Origin of the sequence: Mesorhizobium sp. M1A.F.Ca.IN.020.04.1.1 (genome assembly GCF_003997315.1) — a bacterium.
Taxonomy (GTDB): domain Bacteria; phylum Pseudomonadota; class Alphaproteobacteria; order Rhizobiales; family Rhizobiaceae; genus Mesorhizobium.
In genome coordinates this window covers 1-22,737 of sequence record NZ_RZSN01000093.1, presented here as the reverse complement: position 1 = coordinate 22,737, position 22,737 = coordinate 1, and the positions used below count along the sequence as shown (strand labels likewise).

Here is a 22,737-nt window from a genome sequence, read left to right as displayed (position 1 = left end):
GCTCGACCGCGCCGGCCTCGCCTGGCGCATGGCGTTCTCGAGTCCCAGCCTCGGCGGCATCTGGGCGGCGGTCGCCGCGGGTCTCGGGCTGACGATCCGCACCGATATCGGCCTGCCAGCCACTGTCAGGGCGATCGCGCCGGGCGTGCTCGGGCTGCCGCTCCTGCCGATGATGGCGCTGCATCTGCACCAGAAGGATGCCGAGCTCGATCCGGTGGCGGCACGGCTGGCAGAGATATTGCTGGAGGCGGCGGTGGATACGCTGCCGGAGGGAGCGCGTTTCGGCGAGGGCTTGCGAGCGGTCGCGTAGGATTCCACGCTATTCTTCATCCTCGAGCGGAGCAAGGAGCAAAGCGACACGGCACAGACCCGCGAATGACGACGGGAGGGGCGCTGCCGACCCTTTCCAACAAAGGGCTCAGCGCTTCTTCGCCCGACCTGCGAAAGGATTCTCCGAGGTGCGCAGCGCCATGCGGATCGGCACGCCGGGCATGTCGAAAGCCTCGCGCAGGCTGTTCGAGAGGTAGCGGACATAGGATTGCGGCATCGCGTCCGGGCGCGAGCAGGAGACGACGAAACCCGGCGGCCGGGTTTTTGCCTGCGTGACATATTTGATCTTCAGCCGGCGGCCGGCGACGGCGGGCGGCGGATGATGCGCCAGAATGCCTTCTAGCCAGCGGTTGAGCTTGCCGGTCGAGACGCGGCTGTTCCAGACCTTGTGCGTCTTGATGACGGCGTCCATCAGCCGATCGAGGCCGCGCCCGGTCTCGGCAGAGACCGTCACCGCCTGAATGCCGCGCACTTGGGGAAGCAACCGCTCGGTCTTTTCGCGCAGCTCGGCCAGAAGCTCCTGCGGGTTGTCGATCAGGTCCCATTTGTTGAAGGCGATCACCGGCGCGCGGCCCTCGCGAATGATCAGGTCGGCGATTTGCAGGTCCTGCTTCTCGAAGGGGATGGTGGCGTCGAGCACGATGATGACGATCTCGGCGAAGCGGATAGCGCGCAGGCCATCCTGCACCGAAAGCTTCTCGAGCTTTTCCTGGACTTTGGACTTGCGCCGCATGCCGGCGGTGTCGAACAGCTTTATCCGGCGGCCGCGCCAGTCCCAGTCGACCGAGATGGAATCGCGGGTGATGCCGGCCTCGGGTCCGGTCAGCAGCCGCTCCTCGCCGATCAGCGCATTGATCAGCGTCGACTTGCCGGCATTGGGGCGGCCGACCACGGCTATGCGCAGCGGCTTGGTCTCGTCATAGGCCGGCTCGGCGTCGGGGTCGGCGATATCCTCGCCGATAAGCACCTCGCTCACGGCGATCTCATCGCCCGGCTGTTGCGCGTCCTCGCCGAAGGCGCGTTCCTCGCCGAGTGCCGCGATCACCGCATCGCGCAGATCGGGCATGCCTTGGCCATGCTCGGCCGAGACGGGGATCGGCTCGCCGAGGCCGAGTTCCCAGGCTTCCAGCATGCCGCCTTGCGCGCCTCGCGCTTCCGCCTTGTTGGCCACCAGCACCACCGGCTTGCCGGATTTGCGGACCACGTCGGCGAAGGTCCGGTCGTCGGGCATCAGGCCCGACTTGGCATCGACGGTGAAGAAGATCAGGTCGGCCTCGCGGATGGCGATCTCGGTCTGCTGGCGCATGCGGCCGGGCAGCGTCGAGGCCGCCGCATCCTCGAAGCCGGCGGTGTCGATGACGTCGAAGTGAAGATCGTAAAGCTTGGCGGCATGGACGCGACGATCGCGCGTCACGCCCGGCGTGTCGTCGACAAGCGCCAGCTTCTTTCCCACCAGCCGATTGAAAAGAGTCGATTTGCCGACATTAGGCCGGCCGATGATGGCGACTTTGAACGTCATCCGGGGTCACGAAGCGTTGCCCGACCCGCGGATCAGCTCGGACATCAACTGCGCCCGCTGGCGCGCATTGCGCGGGGCGCCGTCATCCGAAGCGATCTGGTCGAACAGTTTCAGCGCATCCGCCGACTTGCCTTCCTTCCAGGCGGCAAGGCCGAGCGCCTCACGCGCCGAGCTGCGCAGCGGATTGGTGTCGGCGGTGAGCGCCTCGACACGGCTGGAAACATCGGCAAACGAGCCGTGATCGACCAGCAGCAGCGCCGCTCTCAATCGCGCCATGTCGCGGATGCCTGCGGGAATGGCGCTGTCGGCCGCGACCGCATCGAAATCCTTGACGGCGGCGTCGACGTCTCCCTTGTCGGCCTTGACGGTCGCGGCCCGCATGCGGGCGAGCAGCGGATAGGCGCCATAGCCATCCTTTTCCAGCTGATCGAGGGCAGCGATCGCCTCGTCGTTCTTGCCGTCATTTGCGAGCTTGAGCGCCTGCGAGAAGGCATCGCCCGACCGGTTGGCGCGGGTCTCGTCCCAGTAGCGGTAGCCGACGAAGGCGGCAGTCGCCACCACGATCAGGATCGCGGCACCGAGCAGGGCAGGACCAAAGCGGTCCCACAGCGCCTGCGCCTGCTCGCGACGAATCTCTTCGTTGACTTCGCGGATAAAACTGTCGTCCGACATCAATCAAAAACCATTGCGGCCCCGGAACGGAGCGCTTCTTGAGCCCCGCGTTTTAGCGAAATTTCGTCGGCATGGAAGGGGGATCGCCGGAAAATCGGCGGAGGCTCCCAGTGCCCCACAGGCCTTGCTGGAACGCATCGATGCTACATTTGGGCGATAGACGGCTTTCCTACAGCCCCAAAGGTTGCCCAAAAGGTTGCCAGTGCCACGTTCGTTCCGCGTCCTTGCGTTCAGCCTCGCCTGGCTTGGCTCCGTTGGGACGGCGCTTGCCGATCCGCCGAAACCGATGGCGGCGAAACCAAAGCAGATCGTGCTTATCTCCTTCGACAGCGCACGCGAGATCTCGCAATGGGAGCGCAGCCGCGCGCTGGCAAAGCGCACCGGCGCGCATTTCACGTATTTTCTGTCCTGCGTCTTCCTGCTCTCGCCGAAAACGCGCGCCGAGTACGTCGCGCCCGGCAAGGGTGCCGGCAAATCGAATATCGGCTTCGCCGCCTCGGAGCAGGATGTCGCGGACCGGCTGCAACAGATCCGGCTCGCGGCCGCCGAAGGTCACGACATCGGCAGTCATGCCTGCGGACATTTCGACGGCAAGGGCTGGAGCAAGGCCAACTGGCTGGCCGAGTTCTCGGCGTTCGGCCGCGTCCTCGAAAACGCCTATGCGATCAACGGCATTTCGCCCGAGCCCTCTGGCTGGCGTGAATTCGCCCGCCATGCCGTGATCGGTTTTCGCGCGCCGTACCTCTCGACCGGCAAGGCGCTTTACGAAGCGCTGCCCGAGGCCGGCTTCCAATATGACGCAAGCGGTGTCTCGAACGGCCCTGCCCTGCCGGCGATGAAGAACGGCACCACTCGCTTTGCATTGCCGCAGATTCCGGAAGGGCCGAAGTCGAAGCGGGTGGTGGCGATGGACTACAACCTCTATGTTCGCCATTCGGGCGGCTTGGAGAAGCCGTCGATGGCGGGCGTGTTCGCCGACCGCGCCTATCGGGCGTTTCGCGCAGCCTTCGATGCGCAATACAACGGCAAACGACTTCCGCTGGGGCTCGGCTTCCATTTCACGCAGATGAATGCCGGCGCCTACTGGAACGCGCTGGAGCGCGTTGCCGGTGAAGTCTGCGTCATGGAGCAGGTCGAATGCATCAGCTTCCGCGACTATATCGAGCGGCAGCGCTCCGGCGATGCACGGGTTGCCGTGGGCGGCTGAGCCGCCCACTTCCAATCTCTTGCCTGGGCGCAATTCCGGACGGAAAGGCGCTCCGCAATTGTTCCGAGTTCAGGCCGGATCCTCCGCGCTCTGCCGCGCGAGATAACGCTGGTCGATGTCTGGCAGCGGCTCGCCTTCCAGCGTCGCCTCGAAGGCGCGCAGGCGCTTGTGCACTGACTGCAGCTCGACGATGGTCGACCAGGAATTCAACAGGAACTGCATCGAATTCGTCACCTTGCCGAAGGCGTTCGAAATCTGGTTCAGCGCACCGAAGGTGATCTTGTGCGCAACCAGCGAGGGCCCGAGGATCAGCAGCGAGAAGATGTTGTCGGCCTGCAGGTAGGTGTACCGGACGACGTTGAAATAGATGTAGTGGAAATAGAGCCTGAAGTAGTTGCGGCGCACATTGTCGAACAGTTCCGTCGTCGTCGCCGGCTGCGCCCGGTCGGGATGGTCTTCGCCGTAGACGAGTTCCTTGCGATAGGCGGCCTCGACGCGCTGGTTGCGGAACTGGAGGCCCGGCAGCTTGATGCCGGCGAGCATCACCGAGGCCGTGCCGAATATGCACCACCCCAGCGCGGCAACGACCAGGGGCTGCGGCACCGCGCCCAGGATCGGCAACTCGGTGATGTGCGCTTGCAGCTGGATCATCACCGGCAGGAAGGCGATGAGGGTCATGATCGACTGGACGAAGCTCGAGCCCAGGTCCTCCATGATCTGCGAGAAGCGCATCGTATCTTCCTGGATGCGCTGCGAAGCGCCCTCGATGTGGCGCAGCCGGCCCCAGTTCGCCATGAAGTAGTCGTTCATCGCCGTGCGCCAGCGGAAGATCCAGTGGCTGACGATAAAGGCGTTGACCACCTGCACGTTCATGCCGACCAGCGCCAGCCAGGAGAAGTCGGCCAACCCCCTGTAGAACTCGATGTCAGTCGATGGCGTCGTTCCGGACATCAGCCCCTGGACATAATCGAAGAAAGGTCCGTACCAGTTGTTGACGGCGACGCTGACCTGCACGTTGAAATAGATGAAGAAGAGAATGACGGCGGTCATCAGGATCGACCAGTTCTGCCACGGATGCGGAGCATACCAGCTCCAGAACGCGTAGAAGATCGCCACACAGGCCACGAAGTACATGTAGAACCACAAGAACGGCTTCGACCATAGAACCGCGATGCCGATGATGGGCGGCGCACCCGCAGCCGCCGGCGGCATGCCGAGGATGGCGCCCAGCTGTTCGCCGCCGAAGAACCAGAACAGGATCGCCGCAAGGCTCCAGAGGGCGGCCGAGGTGAAGAAAAGCTTCGGCTGCGGGAAGAAGGATACGAACACTGTGGCGGGTTTCCTCGGTCTGACCGCAAATCAGCGGCGTTGCTGTTCGGCGGGCATAAGGTCACACATTACTGGGAAAGAAAATGCCCGGCCCGGCGCTCGGCACCGAACAAGACCACAAATCATGGCGATTTTGGTGCAGCCGACCAGGCAACGACGCCGGAGACCAGCAGAGCGGCAGCCGCCATGATCGAGGCGAGCACATAATTGCCCGAGGCCTGGGCGAGCAAGCCGGCGGCGATCGGACCGATGATCTGGCCGAGGCCGAAGGCGGCGGTCATCACCGCGAAGATGCGGCGCGGCGCCTGCGGCGCAAGCTGCCTTGCTGCCTGCAGGCCGAACGCGGTGATGGCGATGAACGTGCCGCCGAGCAAAATGGCAGCCAGAAGCGGCCCGCTGAAACCTTTGACGACGACGCTGGCGGTGACGCCGACCACTTCGACCAGGCAGCTCACGGCATAGGCCGTATAAAGCCCGATCCTGCCGGCGAGCTTTTGCCAGAACCAGGTCGAGGGGAAGCCGGCAAGACCGGCGATCATCCAGACCGAGGCCTCGAAGACACGTCCGCCGCCGTCCTGGCGAACGATGGCGACCAGAAAAGTGGCCGTCACCACATAGCCCAAGCCGAACAGCCCATAGGCAAGGATTATCTTCGTCAGCGATCTATCCTTCGGCAACGCCGGTTCAGGCCCATCGACGCCATTGGCGGGCGTGGCGGAGCCCGCGAGGATCGCGACGAGGAGCAGGCCGACAGCGGAAATTGCTCCCGACCATAGCCAGCCCGCGGGCCAGCCGGCATGGGCCGTGACGAGGATGGCCAGCAGCGCCGAGGACGCCGCAATGCCCAGGCCGACACCGCCGAAATGCAGCGCTTGCAGATCGCCGCGGCCTGCCTTTGCAAGATGGCTGAAGACGATCGACGACATGAAAACCATGACGAAGGCGCTGGCCAGGCCGGCGAGAAAACGAATGGCGAGGAAAGCGGCCATCGTCTCGTTCAGTCCCATCAGAGCCGCGAACACGGCGCTCGCGGCAAGGCTTGCGAACATCAGCAGACGCTCGCGGCCATGCGCCCAGCCGCCGGCCGCGGCGAGCGCGCCAATGAGATAGCCGAGATAGTTAGCGGAAGCGATCCAGCCGGCGTCTGCCGGCGTCAGGTGCAACTCTTCCATCATGCCGGGCAGGATCGGCGTGTAGACGAAGCGGCCGATGCCCATGGCGACGGCGAGAGCCGTCATGCCGGCGAGGGCAACGCGCAAGGGAGATGGCGAAGCGGCTTTCATTGCAGCGCAGCATAAATGTGTGCAAGTGCGAAACAATGCGATTGCATTGGGCCAGGCCGGCTAGGCCCGCCTTCAGCGGCAAGCCGTCTCGTACACCGTGCGGCCGGCCGTGAGCCGGAACGGCATATCGCCGAGCTCGCGCTCCGACATCGAGTCCAGCACCGGATGCGACAGAGGATCGACCGTCCAGCGGGCAATCTCGCCGTCGTCCTGCCAAGCCTGTCTTGGCTCAGCGCCCGAAAGCCCCTTCAGCAAAGAGAAAATCTTCATCGACCTGCCTCCAAGCCCGGTTTGCCTCGCTAGAATCCCCTTTTCTTCGGCACGTTTCAATTGAGATTTGAGACCAGCAAGTTTAGAAAAACTGGATGACGATCCTGAACCGTGTCCACCTCAATGGCTTGCGTGCCGTCGAAACCGTTGCCCGCGTTGGATCGCTTGCCGCGGCGGCTGCCGAACTCAATGTTTCGGTCAGCGCCGTCAGCCAGCAGATCAAGCGCACGGAAAAACAGCTGGGGCAGGCGCTGTTCGAGCGGACGTCCGGCGGACTCGTGACGACGGAATTTGGCATCGTTTTCACGGCCCGGCTGAGCGCCGGCTTCCGCGAGCTTGCGCAAGCGGTGGCGTTGGCCGACGAGGCAACGGAATGTACCCTGGTGGTGTCGGTGGCGCCCGCCTTCGCCTCGAAATGGCTGTTGCCCAGGCTGTCGCGGCATTTTGCCCGCCTTCCCAACGTGCTCTTGCGCATAGACGCTTCAGGCAGGCTCGCCGATCTCGACCATTCCGATATCGACATTGCGATTCGGATGGGCGACGGCGCTTGGCCGGGAGTAAACGCGGAGCTGCTTTTGGCGCAGGAAGTGTTTCCGGTCTGCGTACCAGCGATCGCGGCCAAGCTGAACTCGATCGAGGACCTGGCGCGGACCTGCGCCATCACCGACGAGCGGGCAATGATCAGCTGGGATAGCTGGTTCAAGGCGGCCGGCGTCGAGCCGGTCACTTTCCAAAAAGGCGCGCGCTTCACCGATCCGATGCTCTGCCTGGAATCTGCAATCGCCGGCCATGGCGTGATGCTCGCCTGGCAATTGCTGACCGCCGATGCGCTGGCCGATGGCCGGCTGGTCGCCCCTTTCGGCGTGCGAGCTGAAAGCGGGCTCGGCTACTGGATGGTGACCTCGGCCACCAAAAGCGAAAGCCGAAAGGTGCGCGACTTCAAGGCCTGGGTCCGCGAGGAGATCGAAGCGACCAAGGCGCAGTTCCGGGCGCTCGACAGCGCCGCCTGAGCTCGTTTGAGCATGATCTTGTCCGAACGCCGCCATGCACTTTTCGCGATCATGCCTGGAGGCCCAGTCGATCGCGGTGGAAAGGCCGGGCGCAGCGGTCTATGTAAGGATCAGACCCCACAATCATGGCAGGCAGGATCATGACCACACATTCGCGCGGCGTCTCGGCAACCATCGACCCGGTGAAGCTCGACAGGCTGGCCGAAGTCGCCGTCAAGGTCGGGCTGCAGCTGCAGCCGGGACAGGACCTGGTGCTGACGTCCTCGATCGCGGCGCTGCCGCTGACCCGGCGCATCGTCGAGCATGCCTATAAGGCCGGCGCCGGGCTGGTGACGCCGATCTTCAACGACGACGAGATCACGCTGGCGCGTTTCCGCTATGGCGCCGACGCCGGCTTCGACCGCGCCGCCGGCTGGCTTTACGAAGGCATGGCGAAAGCCTTCGCCAACAATGCGGCGCGGCTTGCGGTGCGCGGCGAGGATCCGTCTCTGCTGTCGGCGCAGGACCCGGCCAAGGTGGCGCGGGCCAACAAGGCGAATTCGATGGCGTACCAGCCGGCGCTCGAAAAGATCACCGGTTTCGACATCAACTGGAACATCGTGGCATATCCGGATGTTGCCTGGGCTCGCCAAGTGTTCCCGGGCGAGCCCGACGATGTCGCGGTGGTGAGGCTCGCCGACGCGATCTTCTCGGCCTCGCGCGTCGATGTCGAGGATCCGATCGGCAACTGGAAGGCGCACAACGCGGTCTTGGCCGAGCGCACGAAATGGCTGAACGAGCACAATTTCCACGCGCTGCATTTCACCGGACCGGGCACCGACCTCACCGTCGGCCTGGCGGAAGGTCATGAATGGATGGGCGGCGCTTCGACGGCGAAGAACGGCATCACCTGCAATCCGAACATCCCGACCGAGGAAGTCTTCACCACGCCGCATGCGAGGCGCGTCGAAGGCCATGTCTCCTCGACCAAGCCGCTCTCCTACCAGGGCACGCTGATCGACGAGATCTCGGTGCGCTTCGAGGGCGGTCGGATCGTCGAGGCCAAGGCCTCGAAGGGCGAGGACGTTCTGAAGAAGGTGCTGGACACCGACGAGGGCGCGCGCCGGCTCGGCGAAGTGGCGCTGGTGCCGCATTCCTCGCCGATCTCGAAGAGCGGCCTGCTGTTCTTCAACACGCTGTTCGACGAGAACGCCGCCTGCCACATCGCGCTCGGACAGTGCTATTCGAAGTGCTTCGTCAACGGCGCCTCGCTCAGCCAGGACGAGATTGCCGAGCGCGGCGGCAACAAGAGTTTCATCCACATCGACTGGATGATCGGCTCGGACAAGATCGACATCGACGGCGTCGGCAAGGACGGCAGCCGCGTGCCGGTGATGCGCAAGGGCGAGTGGGCCTGAGAGACCCGACGCGGAGACAGCCTTGGACGTGGCGGTAAAGCGCGTCTACGAAGCGCCGGAGAGGAGCGATGGCCAGCGTGTGCTGGTAGACCGCGTCTGGCCGCGCGGCGTCTCCAAGAAGGACGCCGCGCTGGACCTTTGGCTGAAGAAGATCGCGCCGAGCACCGAACTGCGCAAATGGTTCGGGCATGATCTCGAACGATGGCCGGAGTTCCAGAAGCGGTACTGCGCCGAGCTGGACGGCAACGAGGAGGCTGTGGCGCAGCTGCGAGAACTGCTGCGCCACGGCAAGGTGACGCTGCTCTTCGGCGCGCATGACGAGGCGCATAACAATGCGGTGGCGTTGATGGGGTATTTGCGGAGGGAGTAACCTCTCTCTCGTCGTCATCCTCGGGCTTGACCCGAGGATCCATGCCGTGACTGTCACCGAAGGACGCAACGGAGCAGAACTCTTAAACCGCCACAACGCTTTAGCGTCGCGGCATGGAATCCTAGGGTCTGCGCGCGTCGCTTCGCTCGTTGCTCGCCCTAGGATGACGAGGGATAGTGTGCCGCGCCTGCCGAATCCTACTTCACCGCCTCTTCATAAACATCCGGCTTGAAACCAACCAAGATGCGACCACCCACCTCCAGCACGGGCCGCTTGATGATAGTGGGCTTGGCGAGCATCAGCTTCTTCGCTTTCTTCTCGTCGAGCGCTTCCTTATCCTTCTCCGGCAGTTCGCGAAAAGTCGTGCTGCCCTTGTTGAGCAGTCTCTCCCAGCCGACCTTATCGACCCAGCCATTCAGCCTTTCCGCCTCGATCCCTTCGGCGCGATAGTCATGGAAGCGGTAGGGAAGGTCGCGGCTCTCCAGCCAGACGCGCGCCTTCTTGATCGTGTCGCAGGTGGTGATGCCGTACATGGTGATCGTCAATTCGGACCTCGGGCGGATGGATTGCGAATCTGGCCGAATCCTAGGCTTGCCTTGCCCGCTTTGCCAGCGTGACTACGTGAAGACGATTTGGCGCTCTCCATGGCGGCCGGAATATCATCTTGGCCGCCATGTCTGATTTTCAGATCCTGCAACGAAGATTCGGAATGCCAGACGCCGATCGGCTTCAATAGTAGAAGCGCTCTTCGCTGATCTTGCCGTTCTTGACCGTATAGAGGCCAACCTCATCCATTTTGACGCGTTCGCCGGTAGATTTGGGCGTCACGTCAAAGGTGAAGCGCAAGGCGAACTGGTCGCCATTGACGTAGGGGCCCTCGATCGAGCCGCCGTGAACCTCATGGTTCGCTTCCCACCATTCGCCCTTCTGCTTTACAGCGTCCCTGCCGCTGCAAACGGCCATGGGCCCTTCCATCGCCTCGTAGCTGACGATGTTGTCGGCATTGTATTTCGCGGCAGCGCCGCGGTTGTCGCCCTGCTTGAGGAGTTCGGTGAAATGCTTGGCGACTTCGGCAGTGGTCATGATTTCCTCCCGGTTTGGACAGACCCGAGATAGGGAGCTCCCTCGTGACCTGCCATCGCCGAAGCGTCGGTAGCTGACAAATCGTGTCAGGATCGAATGCCGGTCTGCTAATAACACCCGCGCTCGATCGCCAGCCGGCGCACCAGCGCCAGCACGGTGTCGATGGCCGGCGTCGGCTGGCCGGTCAGGCGGCCAAGCTCCTGCACTGCCGTTACCAGCGCGTCGACCTCCATCGGGCGGCCGCGTTCGAGGTCCTGCAACATCGAGGTCTTGTGCTCGCCGACGTCGCCGGCCCCCTTGATGCGCCGGTCGACGGGGATCACGAAGCGCACGCCGAGGAGCTCCCCAATCGCCTGCCCCTCCAGCATCATGGCGCGGGCGACGGCCCGCGTGCCTTCATCGGCGACGATCGCCGCAAGCGTGCTGCCGGTCAGCGCCGAGATCGGGTTGAACGAAAGATTGCCCCAAAGCTTCACCCAGATTTCCGAACGTATGTCCTCGCGGACCGGCGCCTGCAGCCCGGCCTTGACCATCTCGCGCGCCAGCACAGTCACCCGCTCGCTTTTTTCGCCCGAAGGCTCGCCGAGCGAAAAGCGCGTGCCCTCGACATGGCGGATCCGCCCGGGCGCATCGACCTCGACGGCCGGATAGACGACGGAGCCGATGATGCGCTCAGGCCCGATGGTCTCCCAGATCCTTCCGCCTGAATCGACCGCATCAAGCCGCGTGCCTTCGAGCGCGCCGCCGGCCTTGTAGAAGTACCACCAGGGCACGCCGTTCTGCATGGTGACGACGGCTGTCCCCTCGCCCAGCAGCGGTGCAATCTCGCCCAGCGCCGGCGCCAGAGAATGCGCTTTCAGCGCCAGCACCACGTAATCCTGAATGCCGAGTTCTTCGGTCGTGGCCACTGCCCTCACCCGGGCGATCGTCTCCTTGCCGTCCTCGATCAGGCGTAGGCCATCGGCATGGATCGCTTCGAGATGCGCGCCGCGCGCGACGATCGACAGATCGACGCGGCCGGCAATCGCCAGCTTGGCGGCGAGATAGCCGCCGATGGCGCCGGCGCCGAAGACTGTAATGCGCATCAGCTCAAACCGAGCTTTGCCGCGAGGCCGATGCGCTGCAATTTGCCGGTGGCACTCTTTGGGATCTCGTCCAGGATCACCACCTTGCGCGGCACCTTGAAATCGGCGAGCCGCGTCGCGGCAAAGCCGCGAATGTCGGCCTCGCTGGCGCTCTGGCCTTCCCGCAGCACGACAGCGGCAGCCACTTCCTCGCCGAGCTTGTCATGCGGCATGGCGAAGGTGACGACCTGCGCCACCGCCGGATGATCCATCAGCACGCCATCGACCTCGAGCGGAGAGATCTTTTCGCCGCCGCGATTGATGATCTCCTTCAGCCGGCCGGTAACGCGCAGATAATTGTCCTCGTCCAGCACGCCCTGGTCGCCGGTGTGGAACCAGCCATGCGCGAAGGCGCTGGCGTTGGCGTCCGGATTCTTCTCGTAGCCGGCGGTGACGTTCGGGCCGCGAATGACGATCTCGCCGATCTCGCCGGGCTCGAGCAGCCTTCCATCCGGCGCCATGACGGCCACTTCCGGTCCGGCCGAGGCGCCGACGCTGCCCGGCTTGCGCAGTCCGGGTGGCAGCCGGTTGGACGCCATCTGGTGCGCAGCCTCGGTCATGCCGTAGGCCTCGATCACCGGACAGCCGAAAGTCGCCTCCAGCTCTGCCATGACCTGCGCCGGGAGTGAGGCCGACGACGAGCGGATGAAACGCAGCTTCGCTTCGGCCAGTTGCTCGGGATTGCGCGCGGCGCGCGGCAGGATCGCCTGATGCATCGTCGGCACCGCCGTATACCAGGTTGGCTTCGCTTCGGAGAGCCATTGGAAAAAGCGCAGCGCGTTGAAGCCCGGCGTGCAGAAGACGCTGGCGCCGGCGGCGAGCGAGGACAGCACCGCCGCGATCAGCCCGTGGATGTGAAACAGCGGCATGATGTTGAGGCAGCGGTCGGCCGAGCCCAGGCCCAGCGTGGCGCCGATATGCGCGGCCGAGGCGGCGAGGTTGGCGTGGCTGAGCGGCACCAGCTTCGGCCGCGATGTAGTGCCGGAGGTATGCAGAAGGAGAGCGGTGTCGCTGTCTTCGGCCAAGCCGGAGGCAACCGGCGGCCCGACCGGGCCGCCCTCGATGGTGAAGATGCCGGCCGGCGCGCCTTCAGGCACCGCCAGCCGCAGCACCGCAATGCCGAGGCGTTCGGCAACTTCGACCGAGGGTCCTTGCTCGTCCTTGCCGACAAGGATCGCCTTGACGCCGATGTCCCTCAGATAGAAATCGAGCTCGTCGGCCCGGTAGGCTGGATTGAGCGGCGCTGTGGACGCGGCTGCGGCGACCGCGATGAAGGCCGTTGCCATCTCCGGGCCGTTCGGCAGCACGATGGCAACGCGGTCGCCACGGCCGATGCCGAGCGTGTTGAGCCGGCTCACGGTCTCTTGGATCAGACGGCGCAGCCCCCCATGCGAGAGGACTGTCCGGTCGGGCGCGGCGATGGCTGGCGCATCTTCGGCGCCGGGCGCGAGGCGATGAGCAAGATCAAAGGGTTTTTCGCTTGTTGTCATGGTTCCAGACTATGTTTCGAACGATCGGCCGATGTCCAGCAAAGGGCTGCTCAGTATCCGAGCGCCAAGCCGTCCTTGCGCGGATCGGAGGCGCCGGTCAGCGTGCCTTTTTCCCAATCGATGAGCACCGCCTGCCCGCCGCCGAGCGGATGGTCTGGCTCGACAACACGATGGCCGCGGCGGCGCAGGCCTTCGACCGTATCGGGACGCACGCTTCGCTCGGCTTCCACGACGTCGTGATTGTAAAAGACGCGCGGCGCATCCAAGGCCTGCTGCGGATCCATGCCGAAGTCGATCATGTTGGTCAAAAGATGGACATGGCCGAAGGGCTGATAGCCGCCGCCCATGACGCCGAAGGGCATCACGGCACGGCCGTCCCTCACCATCATGCCCGGCATGATCGTGTGCATCGGCCGCTTGCCCGGCGCTATTGCGTTCGGATGCTTCGGATCGAGCCGGAACGAAGTGCCGCGGTTCTGCAGCACGACGCCGGTCTTCGGACCGACGACGCCGCTGCCGAAGGAATAATAGGTCGAGTTGATGAAGCTCACCGCGTTCCGGTCGCGGTCGACGACGGTGATGTAGACCGTGTCGCTGCCCGGCAAATCGACGCGCGGCAAATGCGTCATGGCGCGTTCCCGGTCGATCTCGGCGCGCAGCCGGTCGGCATAGGCGATGGAGAGGAGTTCCTTCACCGGCACCGCAACGTGATCCTGATCCGCGAGCAGGTTGTCGCGGTCGCGATAGGCCAGCCGGCCGGCCTCGATCTCCAGATGCAGGCGCTCTGCGCCATTCGGTTCAAGCGCGCCGAGATCGAAGCCTGAGAGCACGTTCAGCATCAATAGCGCGGTCAGGCCCTGATTGTTCGGCGGCATCTGGTGGATGTCATGACCGCGATAGGAGGTGCTGACCGGCGTCTTGTAGTCGCCCTTCGTCGCGGCGAAATCGTCCAGCGTATGAAGGCCGCCGAGTTGGCGAAGCCGACCGACGATGTCTTCCGCAACAGCGCCTTCGTAGAAACCGGCGCGGCCGCGCTTAGCGATGATGCGCAGCGTTTCCGCCAGTTCCGGCTGGCGATGCACATCACCGGGCTTTGGCGGCTTGCCGCCCGGGAGGAAAATGCGCGCCGCCACTTCGTCGGCCGACAGGTCGGTTTCCGGATCCTCCCAGTCGAAGGCGACGCGGTCGTGTACGACGTAGCCTTGTTCGGCGTAATGGATGGCGGGAGCGAGCGCTTCGGCTATGCCCTTTCGGCCATGGTCTTCCAACAGCCGACACCAGGCGTCGACGGCGCCGGGAATCGTGACCGCGTGCGCGCCCTGCTTCGGCAGCTCGCTGAAACCTCTCTCCAGATACCAGTCGACCGTAGCGGCCTGGGGCGCGCGGCCGGAGCCGTTGAAGGCGATCACATTGCCTTCTCCCTTCGGGCAGTAGAGCACGAAGCAGTCGCCGCCGATGCCGGTGGACTGCGGCTCGACAACCGCCTGCACGGCCGCGGCGCAGACAGCCGCATCCATGGCGTTGCCGCCGGACCGCAACATGTCGATGGCGGCAAGTGTGGCGAGCGGATGCGAGGTCGCGGCCATGGCTTCGGTGGCGCGGACCGGCGAGCGGCCTGGAAACTGGAAATCACGCATTCTGTTCGAGGTATCCCTGTATTCTCAACGTCCGCGGCCGAAAAGCTGGGCGGCGGACAACAAGACGATCGATAGCACGATCAGGCAAGTCGAAATGGCGGCAATCGTCGGATCGATCTGGTCGCGCAATGCATTGAACATGCGGCGCGTCAGCGTCGTGGTCTCACCGCCCGAGATGAAGAGCGACACCACCACCTCGTCGAAGGAGGTGATGAAGGCAAAGAGCGCGCCCGAGACGATCGAGAAGCGCAACTGCGGCATGGTCACCTGGAGAAAGGCCGCGAAGCGGCCGGCGCCAAGGCTGCGCGCCACCATCTCCTGGTTCATGTCGTAAGAGCGCAACCCCGACAGGACGGTGAGCACGACCAGCGGCAACGCTTGGACGGTGTGGGCGATGACGAGGCCGATCAGCGTGTTGTTGAGACCGATGCGGGCATAGAGAAAGAAAGTGCCGATGCCGATCAGGATGACCGGAATGATCAGCGACGCCGTGAGCAGCGCATTGATGGCGCCGGTCAGCCTGAGCGTGCCGGCGTTGATGGCATAGGCAGCTGCGGTGCCGAGCGGCGTCGCCACGATCGCGGTCATCACCGCCACCTTCACCGAGACGATGGTGGCGTCGCGCCATTCGACGGAACCGAAATAGCTCTCATACCAGCGCAGCGACCATTGCTCGGGCGGGAACTGCAGCAGCGTCGAGCCGGAGAAGGACATGATGACAATAATCACCGAGGGCGCGATCAAAAACAGCATGACGAGGCCGCCCAGCAGATAGAGCCAGAGGCGTTGCCAATGCGTTATAGGCAGGCTGCTTTCGGCGCTCATCGCTGGCTCCAAACGCCGGTGGCGCGCGCGCCGAGCAGCCACTGGAAGAAGCCGAGCAGCGCCAGCGTGACGGCAAGCAGCACGACGCCGAGCGCAGCTCCCGCGCCCCAGTTCGAGTAGAGGCTGGTCGCCTGCTCCATGCGCATCGCCCACATGATGACCTTGCCGCCGCCCATCAGCGCCGGCGTGACGAAAAAGCCGAGGCAAAGCACGAAGACGATGACCACGCCGGAGGCGAGGCCCGGCAGCGACAGCGGGAAAAAGATCTGCCGGAAGGTGGCGGCGGGGCTGGCGCCGAGATTCATGCCGGCGCGCAGGCAGTCGACATCGATGGTCTTCATCGAAGCATAGAGCGGTAGCACCAGGAAGGGCAGCATGATGTGGGTCATGCCGATGACGACGCCGGCAAAATTGTTGGCGAGCGGCAGCGGCTGGGCGATCACGCCGAGATCGATCAGCCAATTGTTGATCAGCCCCTTGCGCTGCAGGATGACCAGCCAGGCATAGGTGCGCACCAGCACCGAGGTCCAGAACGGCAGGATGACGAAGATCAGGCAGATCGAGGCGGCGCGGCGCGGCAGTTGCGACAGCATATAGGCCAGCGGGTAGCCGAACAGCACGCAGGCGCCGGTGACAACAAAGGCAACCTTGAAGGTGGTCGCGAAGGTCTTGATGTAGGACGCCTGCTCGAAGAAGCGCGCGTAATTGGCGAGGCTGAGCTGGCCGCTCTCGTCGAACAACGACAACCAGAACAGCCAGCCGATCGGTACGATGATGACGGCGAATACCAGGAACAGCCCGGGCGACAGCAGCGCCAGAAGCCCCAGCGCCTGGCGCCTGGCATCCGAGCGCAATGCCCAGGCGTTGAGTTCCCCGTCCTGCCCGACGGCGTGACCAAGACTGGCGGACCCGACGCTCATTGATCCGACACCAGCACGACGTCCTGGGCATCGATGCCGAGCGCGATCGGCTCGCCCGGCGCCGGCAGCTTCGCCAGCACGTCCCTGCGACAATAGTCGCGCAGCGTCACCTGGCGGCCGTCGCGAAGCGTCGCATAGCAGATGAAGCTGTCGCCCTGATAGATGACATCGCCGACCGTTGCCGGCAGCGCGTTGACGGGACGTGCCTGATCCGCGTCGGCGAGCAGCCGCAATTTCTCCGGCCGCACCACCATCAAGTGCCGACCGGCGGACGGCGCCGGGTCATTCATGCGCAGCTTCCGATCCTCATACCAGACGCTGCCGTTGCGGCATTTGACCGGGATGAAATTGGATTCGCCGATGAAGCCGGCGACGAACTTCGTCTTAGGCCGGGCGTAGAGCACCTCGGGCTGGTCGATCTGCTCGATGCGTCCGGCATTCATGACCGCGATGCGATCGGACATGGTGATCGCCTCGCGCTGGTCATGCGTGACGTAGACCGTCGTCATGCCGAGCCGCCGATGCAGGTTGCGCAATTCGATCTGCATGTGCTCGCGTAAGCCTTTGTCGAGCGCCGACAGCGGCTCGTCCATCAGCACGATGCGCGGCTCGAAGACGATGGCGCGGGCCAAAGCCACGCGCTGGCGCTGGCCGCCGGAAAGCTGGTCGACGCGGCGCTGGCCGAGACCTTTCAGTTGCACCAGGTCCAGCGCCCGCTCGACACGCTCGGCCGTTTCCACCGCCGATACGCGCCGCTGCTTCAGCGGAAAGGCAATGTTGTGGAAGACGTTCATGTGGGGAAATAGCGCATAGTTCTGGAACACCATGCCGATGTTGCGCTTGTGTGGCGGCATGGTGATGATCTCCTCGCCGCCGACCTTGATCGAGCCGGCATTGGCTCGCACGAATCCGGCCAGGATCATCAGCAGCGTGGTCTTTCCCGACCCCGACGGACCGAGCAGCGTCAGGAATTCACCGGCCGCGACATCGAGGCTGAGATCGCTCAGGATGGAGAGCGCGCCGAAGCGCTTCTCGATACCGTGGATGCCGATGGGGAGCGCTGACGGCGCAAGAGACAAGAGCATCTCCTTCAACTCCGGATCATTGATAGCGCGGCGGAGCAGCGCCTCTGCGCGCCGCTCCGCCGCGCAGTCGTCATTGCTGGATCAGGTTGTTGAACTTCTCGGTCGCCTCGACGAGGTTGTCGCGCCAGAACTCGGGATCCTGAAGCACCTGCTTCTTGACGTTATCGGGCGCGGAGTTGATGTCCTTGATGCGCTCCTGCGGGATCTTGCCGGTCTCGAAGGCCTTCTCGTTGGCCGGGCCGTTGTCGACATAGAGCGGCAGATTGGCCTGGAGGTCGGGGCTGACGAACTTGGCCAGCGCTTTCATCGCGAGGTCCTTGTTCTTCGAGCCCTTCGGGATGACCATGCAGTCGGCGGTAAGCACACCCTGGTCGAAGGAGAAGCTGACGGGTGCGCCTTCCTTCCTCAAGGTGCCGGCGCGGCCGTTCCAGATGCTCGCCATGTCGACCTCGCCGTCCTTGACGAGCTGCATGGCCTGCGCGCCCGATGTCCACCAGGCGTCGATGTGACCCTTGACCTTGTCGACGGATTGCAGCGCGCCGTCGATGTCGACCGGATAGACCTTGTCGATCGGAGTGCCTTTGGCGAGCGCCGCGACGCTCAGTGTCTCCGTCGCCTGGCTGCCGGAGAGCGCCCGCCGGCCCGGGAATTTTTCCACGTCCCAGAAATCGGCCCAGGTCTTCGGTCCCTTGTCGCCGAAAACATCGGTCCGGTAGATCAGCACGACGGACGTGTAAGAGATGCCAACCCAGTCGTCATGGACGAGCTTCGGGTTGATGCCGCTCTTGTCGATGACGTTGTAGTCGAGCTTTTCGAACAGGCCCTCCTTGGAACCGCGCGCGCATTCGTCGGCGCCAAGCTCGGTGATGTCCCATTTCACCGCATTGCCGGTGACCTGCAGGCGCACGTCGTCGAGGCCGTTGGTAGTGTCCTGCTTGATGGTGATGCCGAGCTCCTTGGCCGTCGGATCGAAGAAGGCCCTGGTCTGTGCCTCCTGATAGGTGCCGCCCCATGAGGCGACGGTGATGGTGTCGGCGGCCGAGGCCGGAACGGCGGCCGAGGCCAGTAGGCCGGCTACGGCCAGACCGTGAATGCAAAGTCTCTTCGTCATTTTCGCTTCTCCAACCGGTGTTCCCATTATCGTTGATTTGGTATGCGAATTTGTATACAATTTTGAGTGTAATTCTCCGGAAGCCGATGTCAACATGTGCCGAGCGTATTTTGGGCGGCGATGAGTTGAGGCTTCGGGTCGGGAGCGTTTGACACGGCCCTGTTTCAAGCAGGAGCCAAAAGGCACTAGACTGCGAATCCGTGACTGACCGTTGGAGGCGGGACGCTTGAGCAAGGAGAGAAAGAACACGCTGCGCGATTCGGTGTTCGAGAAGCTGAAGGCGTTGATCATCACCGGCCAGATCCCGCCAGGCGGCCGCGTGACCGAGAACGAGATCGCCGAGCGCCTGAAGGTGAGCCGCACGCCGGTGCGCGAAGCCTTCAACCGTCTCGAGCGCGACGGCCTGGTGATCGGACGTCCGCGCCAGGGCTATATCGTTGCCGAGTTCAACCTGACCATGTTCCGCGAGGCCTTCGACATTCGCGAGCTGCTCGACGGGCGCGCGACCGAGCTGGCGGCGGCGAACGCGACCGCCGCCGACAAGGCGCGGCTGCGCGACATGCTCGCCGAATGCGAACGGCTGGCGGCAATCCCCGACCGCAGCACACGAGAGAAATTCGAGGAGCTGCAGGTCGGCATCGATCTGCACCGGGTGATCGCCGAGATCAGCGGCAACGAGATGCTGCACGGCATGCTTTGCGGCATCCTCGACAAATGCCAGCAATATGTGTGGACCGAGCTTCTGTGGCTGGACGAGTGGAAGCTCACCCGCGAGGAGCATACGGGCATCGTCGACGCGATCTGCGCCGGTGATGTCGCTTTGGCCGGCGAGCGCGCTCGCGCGCATGTGCGCGGCTCGCGCGAGAACATCCTGCGCCTGCTGCAGGCCAAGTCCGATTATCAGGGCTTTTTCGCCAAGGCTTCGTGAGGCCGGCGATCAGTTCGAGAGCACAGGGCAGTTGGCGCCACGCCGCAGGCTGACGTGCGCTACGTCGCCGATGCTGAATCGAAAACCGTCGGCGCGGCGTGGAGCATCGATGACAATTGCAGTCCCCTGCCCCAGTTCGGCGTGAAGGCGCAGCGTGCGACCGTGGAAGACGATGCCACTCACCCGCGCCGGCGCGGTGCCTTCGGCGGCCTCGGTGGCCGCCACAAGATCCTCCGGACGAACGCCGATGGTTCGTGCGTCGCCGACAGCCGGTATCTCGCCGGTTTCCGGTATGGCCACCAGCGGCAGCTCGCCGGCGGTAAACCGCAGCCGCTCGCCGTCGCGCCCGACAAAGCGTGACTGCAGGAGATTCATGGTGCCGATGAACGAGGCGACGAACCGCGTCGCCGGACGGTCGTAAAGCGTCGCGGGCGGCGCGATCTGTTCGATGCGGCCCTTGTTCATGACGACGATGCGGTCGGAAATCGACAGCGCCTCGGTCTGGTCGTGCGTGACCATGACGAAGGTGGTGCCGAGCCGGGACTGCAGTCGCTTGAGCTCGACCTGCATCTGCTCACGCAGATGCGCGTCGAGCGCCGACAGCGGCTCGTCGAGCAAGAGCACACGCGGCTCGCAGACGATGGCGCGGGCAAGCGCGACGCGCTGGCGCTGACCGCCCGACAGTTCGGAGATGCGGGCGCGCAGCTTGTCGGCTAGGCCGACCATGTCAAGCGCCTGACCGACGCGCTTGGCCTGCTCGGTGCCGGACAGTTTGCGCAGCGAGAGGCCGAAGCCGACATTCGCCGCGACGTCCATATGCGGGAACAGCGCATAGTCCTGAAAGACGGTGTTGACCGGACGGTCGAAGGGCCTCAGACCGGTGATGTCACCGCCTTCGAGCAGCACGTTGCCGCTGGTCGGGCTCTCGAAGCCGGCGATGACGCGCAGGCTCGTCGTCTTGCCGCAGCCTGAGGGGCCGAGCAGGGTCAGGAACTCGCCCGCCGCAATGTCGAGATCGACCGCATCGAGCCCGACCACGCCGCCCGGGAAGACCTTCGAGACGTTCTCTAGACGAACGAGCGCGTCAGGCGCCATCGCGCACCTCGGAGGGTTTTGTCGTGTTGACCCACAGAATCTGGCAGCGCTCGGCGCCCGGATTGCGGAAGGCATGCAGCAGCGTGCTCTTGAAGCCAAAGCTGTCGCCGGCCTTCAGCACATAGGCCGTGGCGTCAACCACCAGCTCGACCTCGCCCGTCATCACGAAGCCGAATTCGTGGCCGGCATGGGCATAAGCTTCGGCGGTGCCGCCGCCGGCCTCGACCGTCACCAGCATTCCGGTGAGTGTGGCGGCGGGCGGCGAGAGCAGCGCCTTGGCGATGCCCTCGGACTTGACCGGGATTGCGCGCCGCTTGTCGGCGCGCACGCAGTAGAGGTCGTTGACCGCTTCATCGCCGTCGGCGATCAGGGCCGAGGGCTCGATGTCGAGGGCGGCGGCCAGCGGCCAGATCACCTTGACGCGCAGCGAGGACATGCCGCGCTCGATCTGGCTGAGCGCGCCGATCGATATGCCGGCCTTGGCTGCGAGCTCGGCCAGCGACAGCTTGCGCTCGAGCCTTAGCGCCCGCACGCGCCGGCCGACACGGACGTCGGCATCGTCCTTCGGTTTTGCCTCGTCAGCAATGTCCATCAAATAGTCCTTGTTGTCTTTCCACCGGTGCGGCGCAGCGCCGCCAGACTCCCCCTTCTCCCCTTGTGGGAGAAGGTGTCGCCGAACGCGACGGATGAGGGGTGTTCCAGCTTGGCAAAGACGGCGATCCGTCACGCACCCTAATCCGTCTCGACGCTGCGCGCCGATCCACCTTCTCCCAAAGGGGGAGAAGGAAAGTGCGCTCAGCCGCCGGCTTTCACCTTCTCGAACATCTTGGCGACGTCGTCGTTCTGCTTCATCGGTCCGGTGAAGATCGTGCTCTTCAGCATCACGTCGGGATCCGCCGGCAGTTGCAGCTTGTCCAGTTCGTCTTTCGACACGCCGGCGAAGGCGGTCGAAAGCGAGCTGCCATAGCCGTAGGACTGGATGAGGTACTTGCCCGAGTCGGCGTCGAGCCGGCTGTTGATGAAGTCATAGGCGAGATCGACGTTCTTGGCGTCCTTCAGCATGACGAAGCCGCAGGCCCAGGTGAGCATGCCTTCCTTCGGCTTCATGAACTCGACCGGCACGCCCTGCTTCTTCAGCGATGTGGCCGACGCGTTCCAGGTCATGGCGGCGACCAACTGGCCGCTGGCCAGCGCCTGCTCGACCGAGGTCATGTCGGTGGTGTAGCTCGACAGCAGTGGCCGCTGCTCGCGCAGTTTCGCCGCGACTTTTTCCATCTGCTCCGGCGTCATGTCGAAGGGGTTCACGCCAGCCAGAAGTGCCGCGACGATCGGCGTGTCGTGCACGGCGTCGATGGTCGCCATGCGGCCGGCATATTGCTTGTCCCACAGAAGGTTCCAGCTCGCCTCGGGGTTCTTGACCAGATCGGTGCGGTAGAGGATCGAGGTGTTGCCCCAGTCCCACGGCACCATCCAGACCTTGCCGTCGCCGGCCTGCAGGTCGGGCAGGTTCTTGAACACCGGAAAGATCGAATCCCAGTTCTTGATGCGCTTGGTGTCGATCGGCTGCAGCAGGCCTTCCTTGTTCCAGCGCGCCACCTTGTCGTAGCAGGGATGGGCGATGTCGGGCCGGAAGCCGGCCTTGACCTTGGTGAAGGCATCGTCGTCATCGCCGAAGATCGTCGCCTCGACGCCGTCCGGATGCGCGGTAAGGAAGCTCTTGTTGAAGTCGGGCAGCTCGTAGCCCGACCAGGTGAAATATTGCAGCTTGTCGGCGGCCAAAGCGACGGTCGACGACAGCGCCAGGGCGAGTGCGGCTAGGCCTGCGCGGGCTTTGTATCCCGTGATCGATTTCAGATGGACTGTCATTTTCGTTCTCCTCTTTCTTTGTTGTGGTTCAGGCTGGATTGCGGCGCGCGGCGCCGAGGCCGCGATGGCGCAGGATCTCGGCGAGGGTGGCGATGACGAAGGACACGGCCAGGATCACCGTTCCGAGCGCCATCACCGTCGGCAGCGAACGCGGGAAGCGCAGTTGGCTCCAGATGTAGAGCTGTC

22 protein-coding genes and 2 pseudogenes are annotated in these 22,737 nt (G+C 64.3%); 6 read left to right on the top strand and 18 right to left on the bottom strand.

From position 1 onward, the window contains the following. Positions 1-310: pseudogene (locus tag EOA49_RS18990) on the top strand (LysR family transcriptional regulator); the annotation flags it as partial. A 108-nt stretch (positions 311-418) separates the two neighbouring features. On the opposite strand, the gene der reads toward EOA49_RS18990, so the two are convergent. Then, positions 419-1,849 (bottom strand): ribosome biogenesis GTPase Der, encoded by a 1,431-nt coding sequence (gene der, locus EOA49_RS18985; protein WP_067327802.1) that lies wholly within the window; start codon positions 1,847-1,849, stop codon positions 419-421. 6 nt (positions 1,850-1,855) lie between these two features. After that, complete coding sequence (locus EOA49_RS18980) at positions 1,856-2,521, bottom strand: tetratricopeptide repeat protein (protein ID WP_066999055.1); 666 nt, start codon at positions 2,519-2,521, stop codon at positions 1,856-1,858. 202 nt (positions 2,522-2,723) lie between these two features. Here EOA49_RS18980 and EOA49_RS18975 point away from each other — a divergent pair, with 202 nt between their 5' ends. Beyond that, positions 2,724-3,728, top strand: coding sequence for a polysaccharide deacetylase (locus EOA49_RS18975; RefSeq protein WP_127241469.1), 1,005 nt, complete (start codon positions 2,724-2,726; stop codon positions 3,726-3,728). Between the two features lie 69 nt (positions 3,729-3,797). On the opposite strand, the gene sbmA is transcribed toward EOA49_RS18975, so the two are convergent. The 3 genes from sbmA to EOA49_RS18960 form a co-directional block, all read right to left on the bottom strand. Then, a complete protein-coding gene (gene sbmA / locus EOA49_RS18970) occupies positions 3,798-5,057 on the bottom strand; it encodes a peptide antibiotic transporter SbmA (protein ID WP_127241468.1) in 1,260 nt (419 codons plus the stop codon). Between the two features lie 122 nt (positions 5,058-5,179). Continuing rightward, positions 5,180-6,340, bottom strand: coding sequence for a YbfB/YjiJ family MFS transporter (locus EOA49_RS18965; protein ID WP_127241467.1), 1,161 nt, complete (start codon positions 6,338-6,340; stop codon positions 5,180-5,182). A 72-nt stretch (positions 6,341-6,412) separates the two neighbouring features. Beyond that, positions 6,413-6,610 (bottom strand): hypothetical protein, encoded by a 198-nt coding sequence (locus EOA49_RS18960; RefSeq protein ID WP_095800927.1) that lies wholly within the window; start codon positions 6,608-6,610, stop codon positions 6,413-6,415. Between the two features lie 95 nt (positions 6,611-6,705). Here EOA49_RS18960 and EOA49_RS18955 point away from each other — a divergent pair, with 95 nt between their 5' ends. The 3 genes from EOA49_RS18955 to EOA49_RS18945 all read left to right on the top strand — a co-directional run bounded on the left by EOA49_RS18955 (position 6,706) and on the right by EOA49_RS18945 (position 9,387). Next, the gene (locus EOA49_RS18955) at positions 6,706-7,620 is read left to right on the top strand and encodes a LysR substrate-binding domain-containing protein (RefSeq protein WP_127241466.1); all 915 of its coding nucleotides are present in this window, start codon (positions 6,706-6,708) and stop codon (positions 7,618-7,620) included. A gap of 140 nt (positions 7,621-7,760) precedes the next feature. After that, entirely contained in the window at positions 7,761-9,017 is a 1,257-nt protein-coding gene (locus tag EOA49_RS18950) for an aminopeptidase (RefSeq protein WP_127241465.1), read from the top strand. A gap of 22 nt (positions 9,018-9,039) precedes the next feature. Continuing rightward, positions 9,040-9,387: a DUF488 domain-containing protein gene (locus EOA49_RS18945; protein ID WP_067327797.1), complete on the top strand. Its 348-nt coding sequence runs from the start codon at positions 9,040-9,042 to the stop codon at positions 9,385-9,387. Between the two features lie 197 nt (positions 9,388-9,584). On the opposite strand, the gene EOA49_RS18940 is transcribed toward EOA49_RS18945, so the two are convergent. From EOA49_RS18940 to EOA49_RS18900, 9 genes are all read right to left on the bottom strand, one after another. After that, positions 9,585-9,932: an ArsC family reductase gene (locus tag EOA49_RS18940; protein WP_082954003.1), complete on the bottom strand. Its 348-nt coding sequence runs from the start codon at positions 9,930-9,932 to the stop codon at positions 9,585-9,587. A gap of 184 nt (positions 9,933-10,116) precedes the next feature. Then, positions 10,117-10,470, bottom strand: coding sequence for a nuclear transport factor 2 family protein (locus EOA49_RS18935; protein ID WP_066988871.1), 354 nt, complete (start codon positions 10,468-10,470; stop codon positions 10,117-10,119). A 107-nt stretch (positions 10,471-10,577) separates the two neighbouring features. Further along, positions 10,578-11,555, bottom strand: a complete 978-nt coding sequence (locus tag EOA49_RS18930; RefSeq protein ID WP_127241854.1) for a 2-dehydropantoate 2-reductase — start codon at positions 11,553-11,555, stop codon at positions 10,578-10,580. Then, positions 11,555-13,084 carry an acyl--CoA ligase gene (locus tag EOA49_RS18925; RefSeq protein ID WP_127243292.1) on the bottom strand — a complete coding sequence of 510 codons (1,530 nt, stop codon included), beginning with the start codon at positions 13,082-13,084 and terminating at the stop codon, positions 11,555-11,557. Before EOA49_RS18925 ends, EOA49_RS18930 begins: the two co-directional genes overlap by 1 nt. A 50-nt stretch (positions 13,085-13,134) precedes the next feature. Continuing rightward, positions 13,135-14,721 carry a gamma-glutamyltransferase gene (gene ggt, locus EOA49_RS18920; protein ID WP_127241852.1) on the bottom strand — a complete coding sequence of 529 codons (1,587 nt, stop codon included), beginning with the start codon at positions 14,719-14,721 and terminating at the stop codon, positions 13,135-13,137. Positions 14,722-14,745: 24 nt separating this feature from the next. Continuing rightward, a complete protein-coding gene (locus tag EOA49_RS18915) occupies positions 14,746-15,546 on the bottom strand; it encodes an ABC transporter permease (protein WP_127241851.1) in 801 nt (266 codons plus the stop codon). Next, positions 15,543-16,466, bottom strand: a complete 924-nt coding sequence (locus EOA49_RS18910) for an ABC transporter permease (protein WP_067327791.1) — start codon at positions 16,464-16,466, stop codon at positions 15,543-15,545. The genes EOA49_RS18915 and EOA49_RS18910 overlap by 4 nt, the downstream gene beginning before the upstream one ends. Next, positions 16,463-17,545 (bottom strand): ABC transporter ATP-binding protein, encoded by a 1,083-nt coding sequence (locus tag EOA49_RS18905; RefSeq protein ID WP_127243293.1) that lies wholly within the window; start codon positions 17,543-17,545, stop codon positions 16,463-16,465. The genes EOA49_RS18910 and EOA49_RS18905 overlap by 4 nt, the downstream gene beginning before the upstream one ends. Positions 17,546-17,621: 76 nt before the next feature. Further along, on the bottom strand, positions 17,622-18,662 hold the full coding sequence (locus tag EOA49_RS18900; RefSeq protein WP_127242147.1) for an ABC transporter substrate-binding protein: 1,041 nt from the start codon (positions 18,660-18,662) through the stop codon (positions 17,622-17,624). 226 nt (positions 18,663-18,888) lie between these two features. On the opposite strand from EOA49_RS18900, the gene EOA49_RS18895 reads away from it, so the two are divergent. Further along, entirely contained in the window at positions 18,889-19,590 is a 702-nt protein-coding gene (locus tag EOA49_RS18895; protein ID WP_066988885.1) for a GntR family transcriptional regulator, read from the top strand. 9 nt (positions 19,591-19,599) lie between these two features. On the opposite strand, the gene EOA49_RS18890 is transcribed toward EOA49_RS18895, so the two are convergent. The 4 genes and pseudogenes from EOA49_RS18890 to EOA49_RS33560 form a co-directional block, all read right to left on the bottom strand. Further along, positions 19,600-20,685, bottom strand: a complete 1,086-nt coding sequence (locus EOA49_RS18890; protein ID WP_067327789.1) for an ABC transporter ATP-binding protein — start codon at positions 20,683-20,685, stop codon at positions 19,600-19,602. Beyond that, on the bottom strand, positions 20,675-21,277 hold the full coding sequence (locus EOA49_RS18885) for a cupin domain-containing protein (protein ID WP_095823847.1): 603 nt from the start codon (positions 21,275-21,277) through the stop codon (positions 20,675-20,677). Before EOA49_RS18885 ends, EOA49_RS18890 begins: the two co-directional genes overlap by 11 nt. Positions 21,278-21,480: 203 nt before the next feature. Next, on the bottom strand, positions 21,481-22,551 hold the full coding sequence (locus EOA49_RS18880; protein WP_066988891.1) for an ABC transporter substrate-binding protein: 1,071 nt from the start codon (positions 22,549-22,551) through the stop codon (positions 21,481-21,483). Between the two features lie 28 nt (positions 22,552-22,579). After that, positions 22,580-22,737, bottom strand: a pseudogene (locus EOA49_RS33560) (ABC transporter permease); the annotation flags it as partial.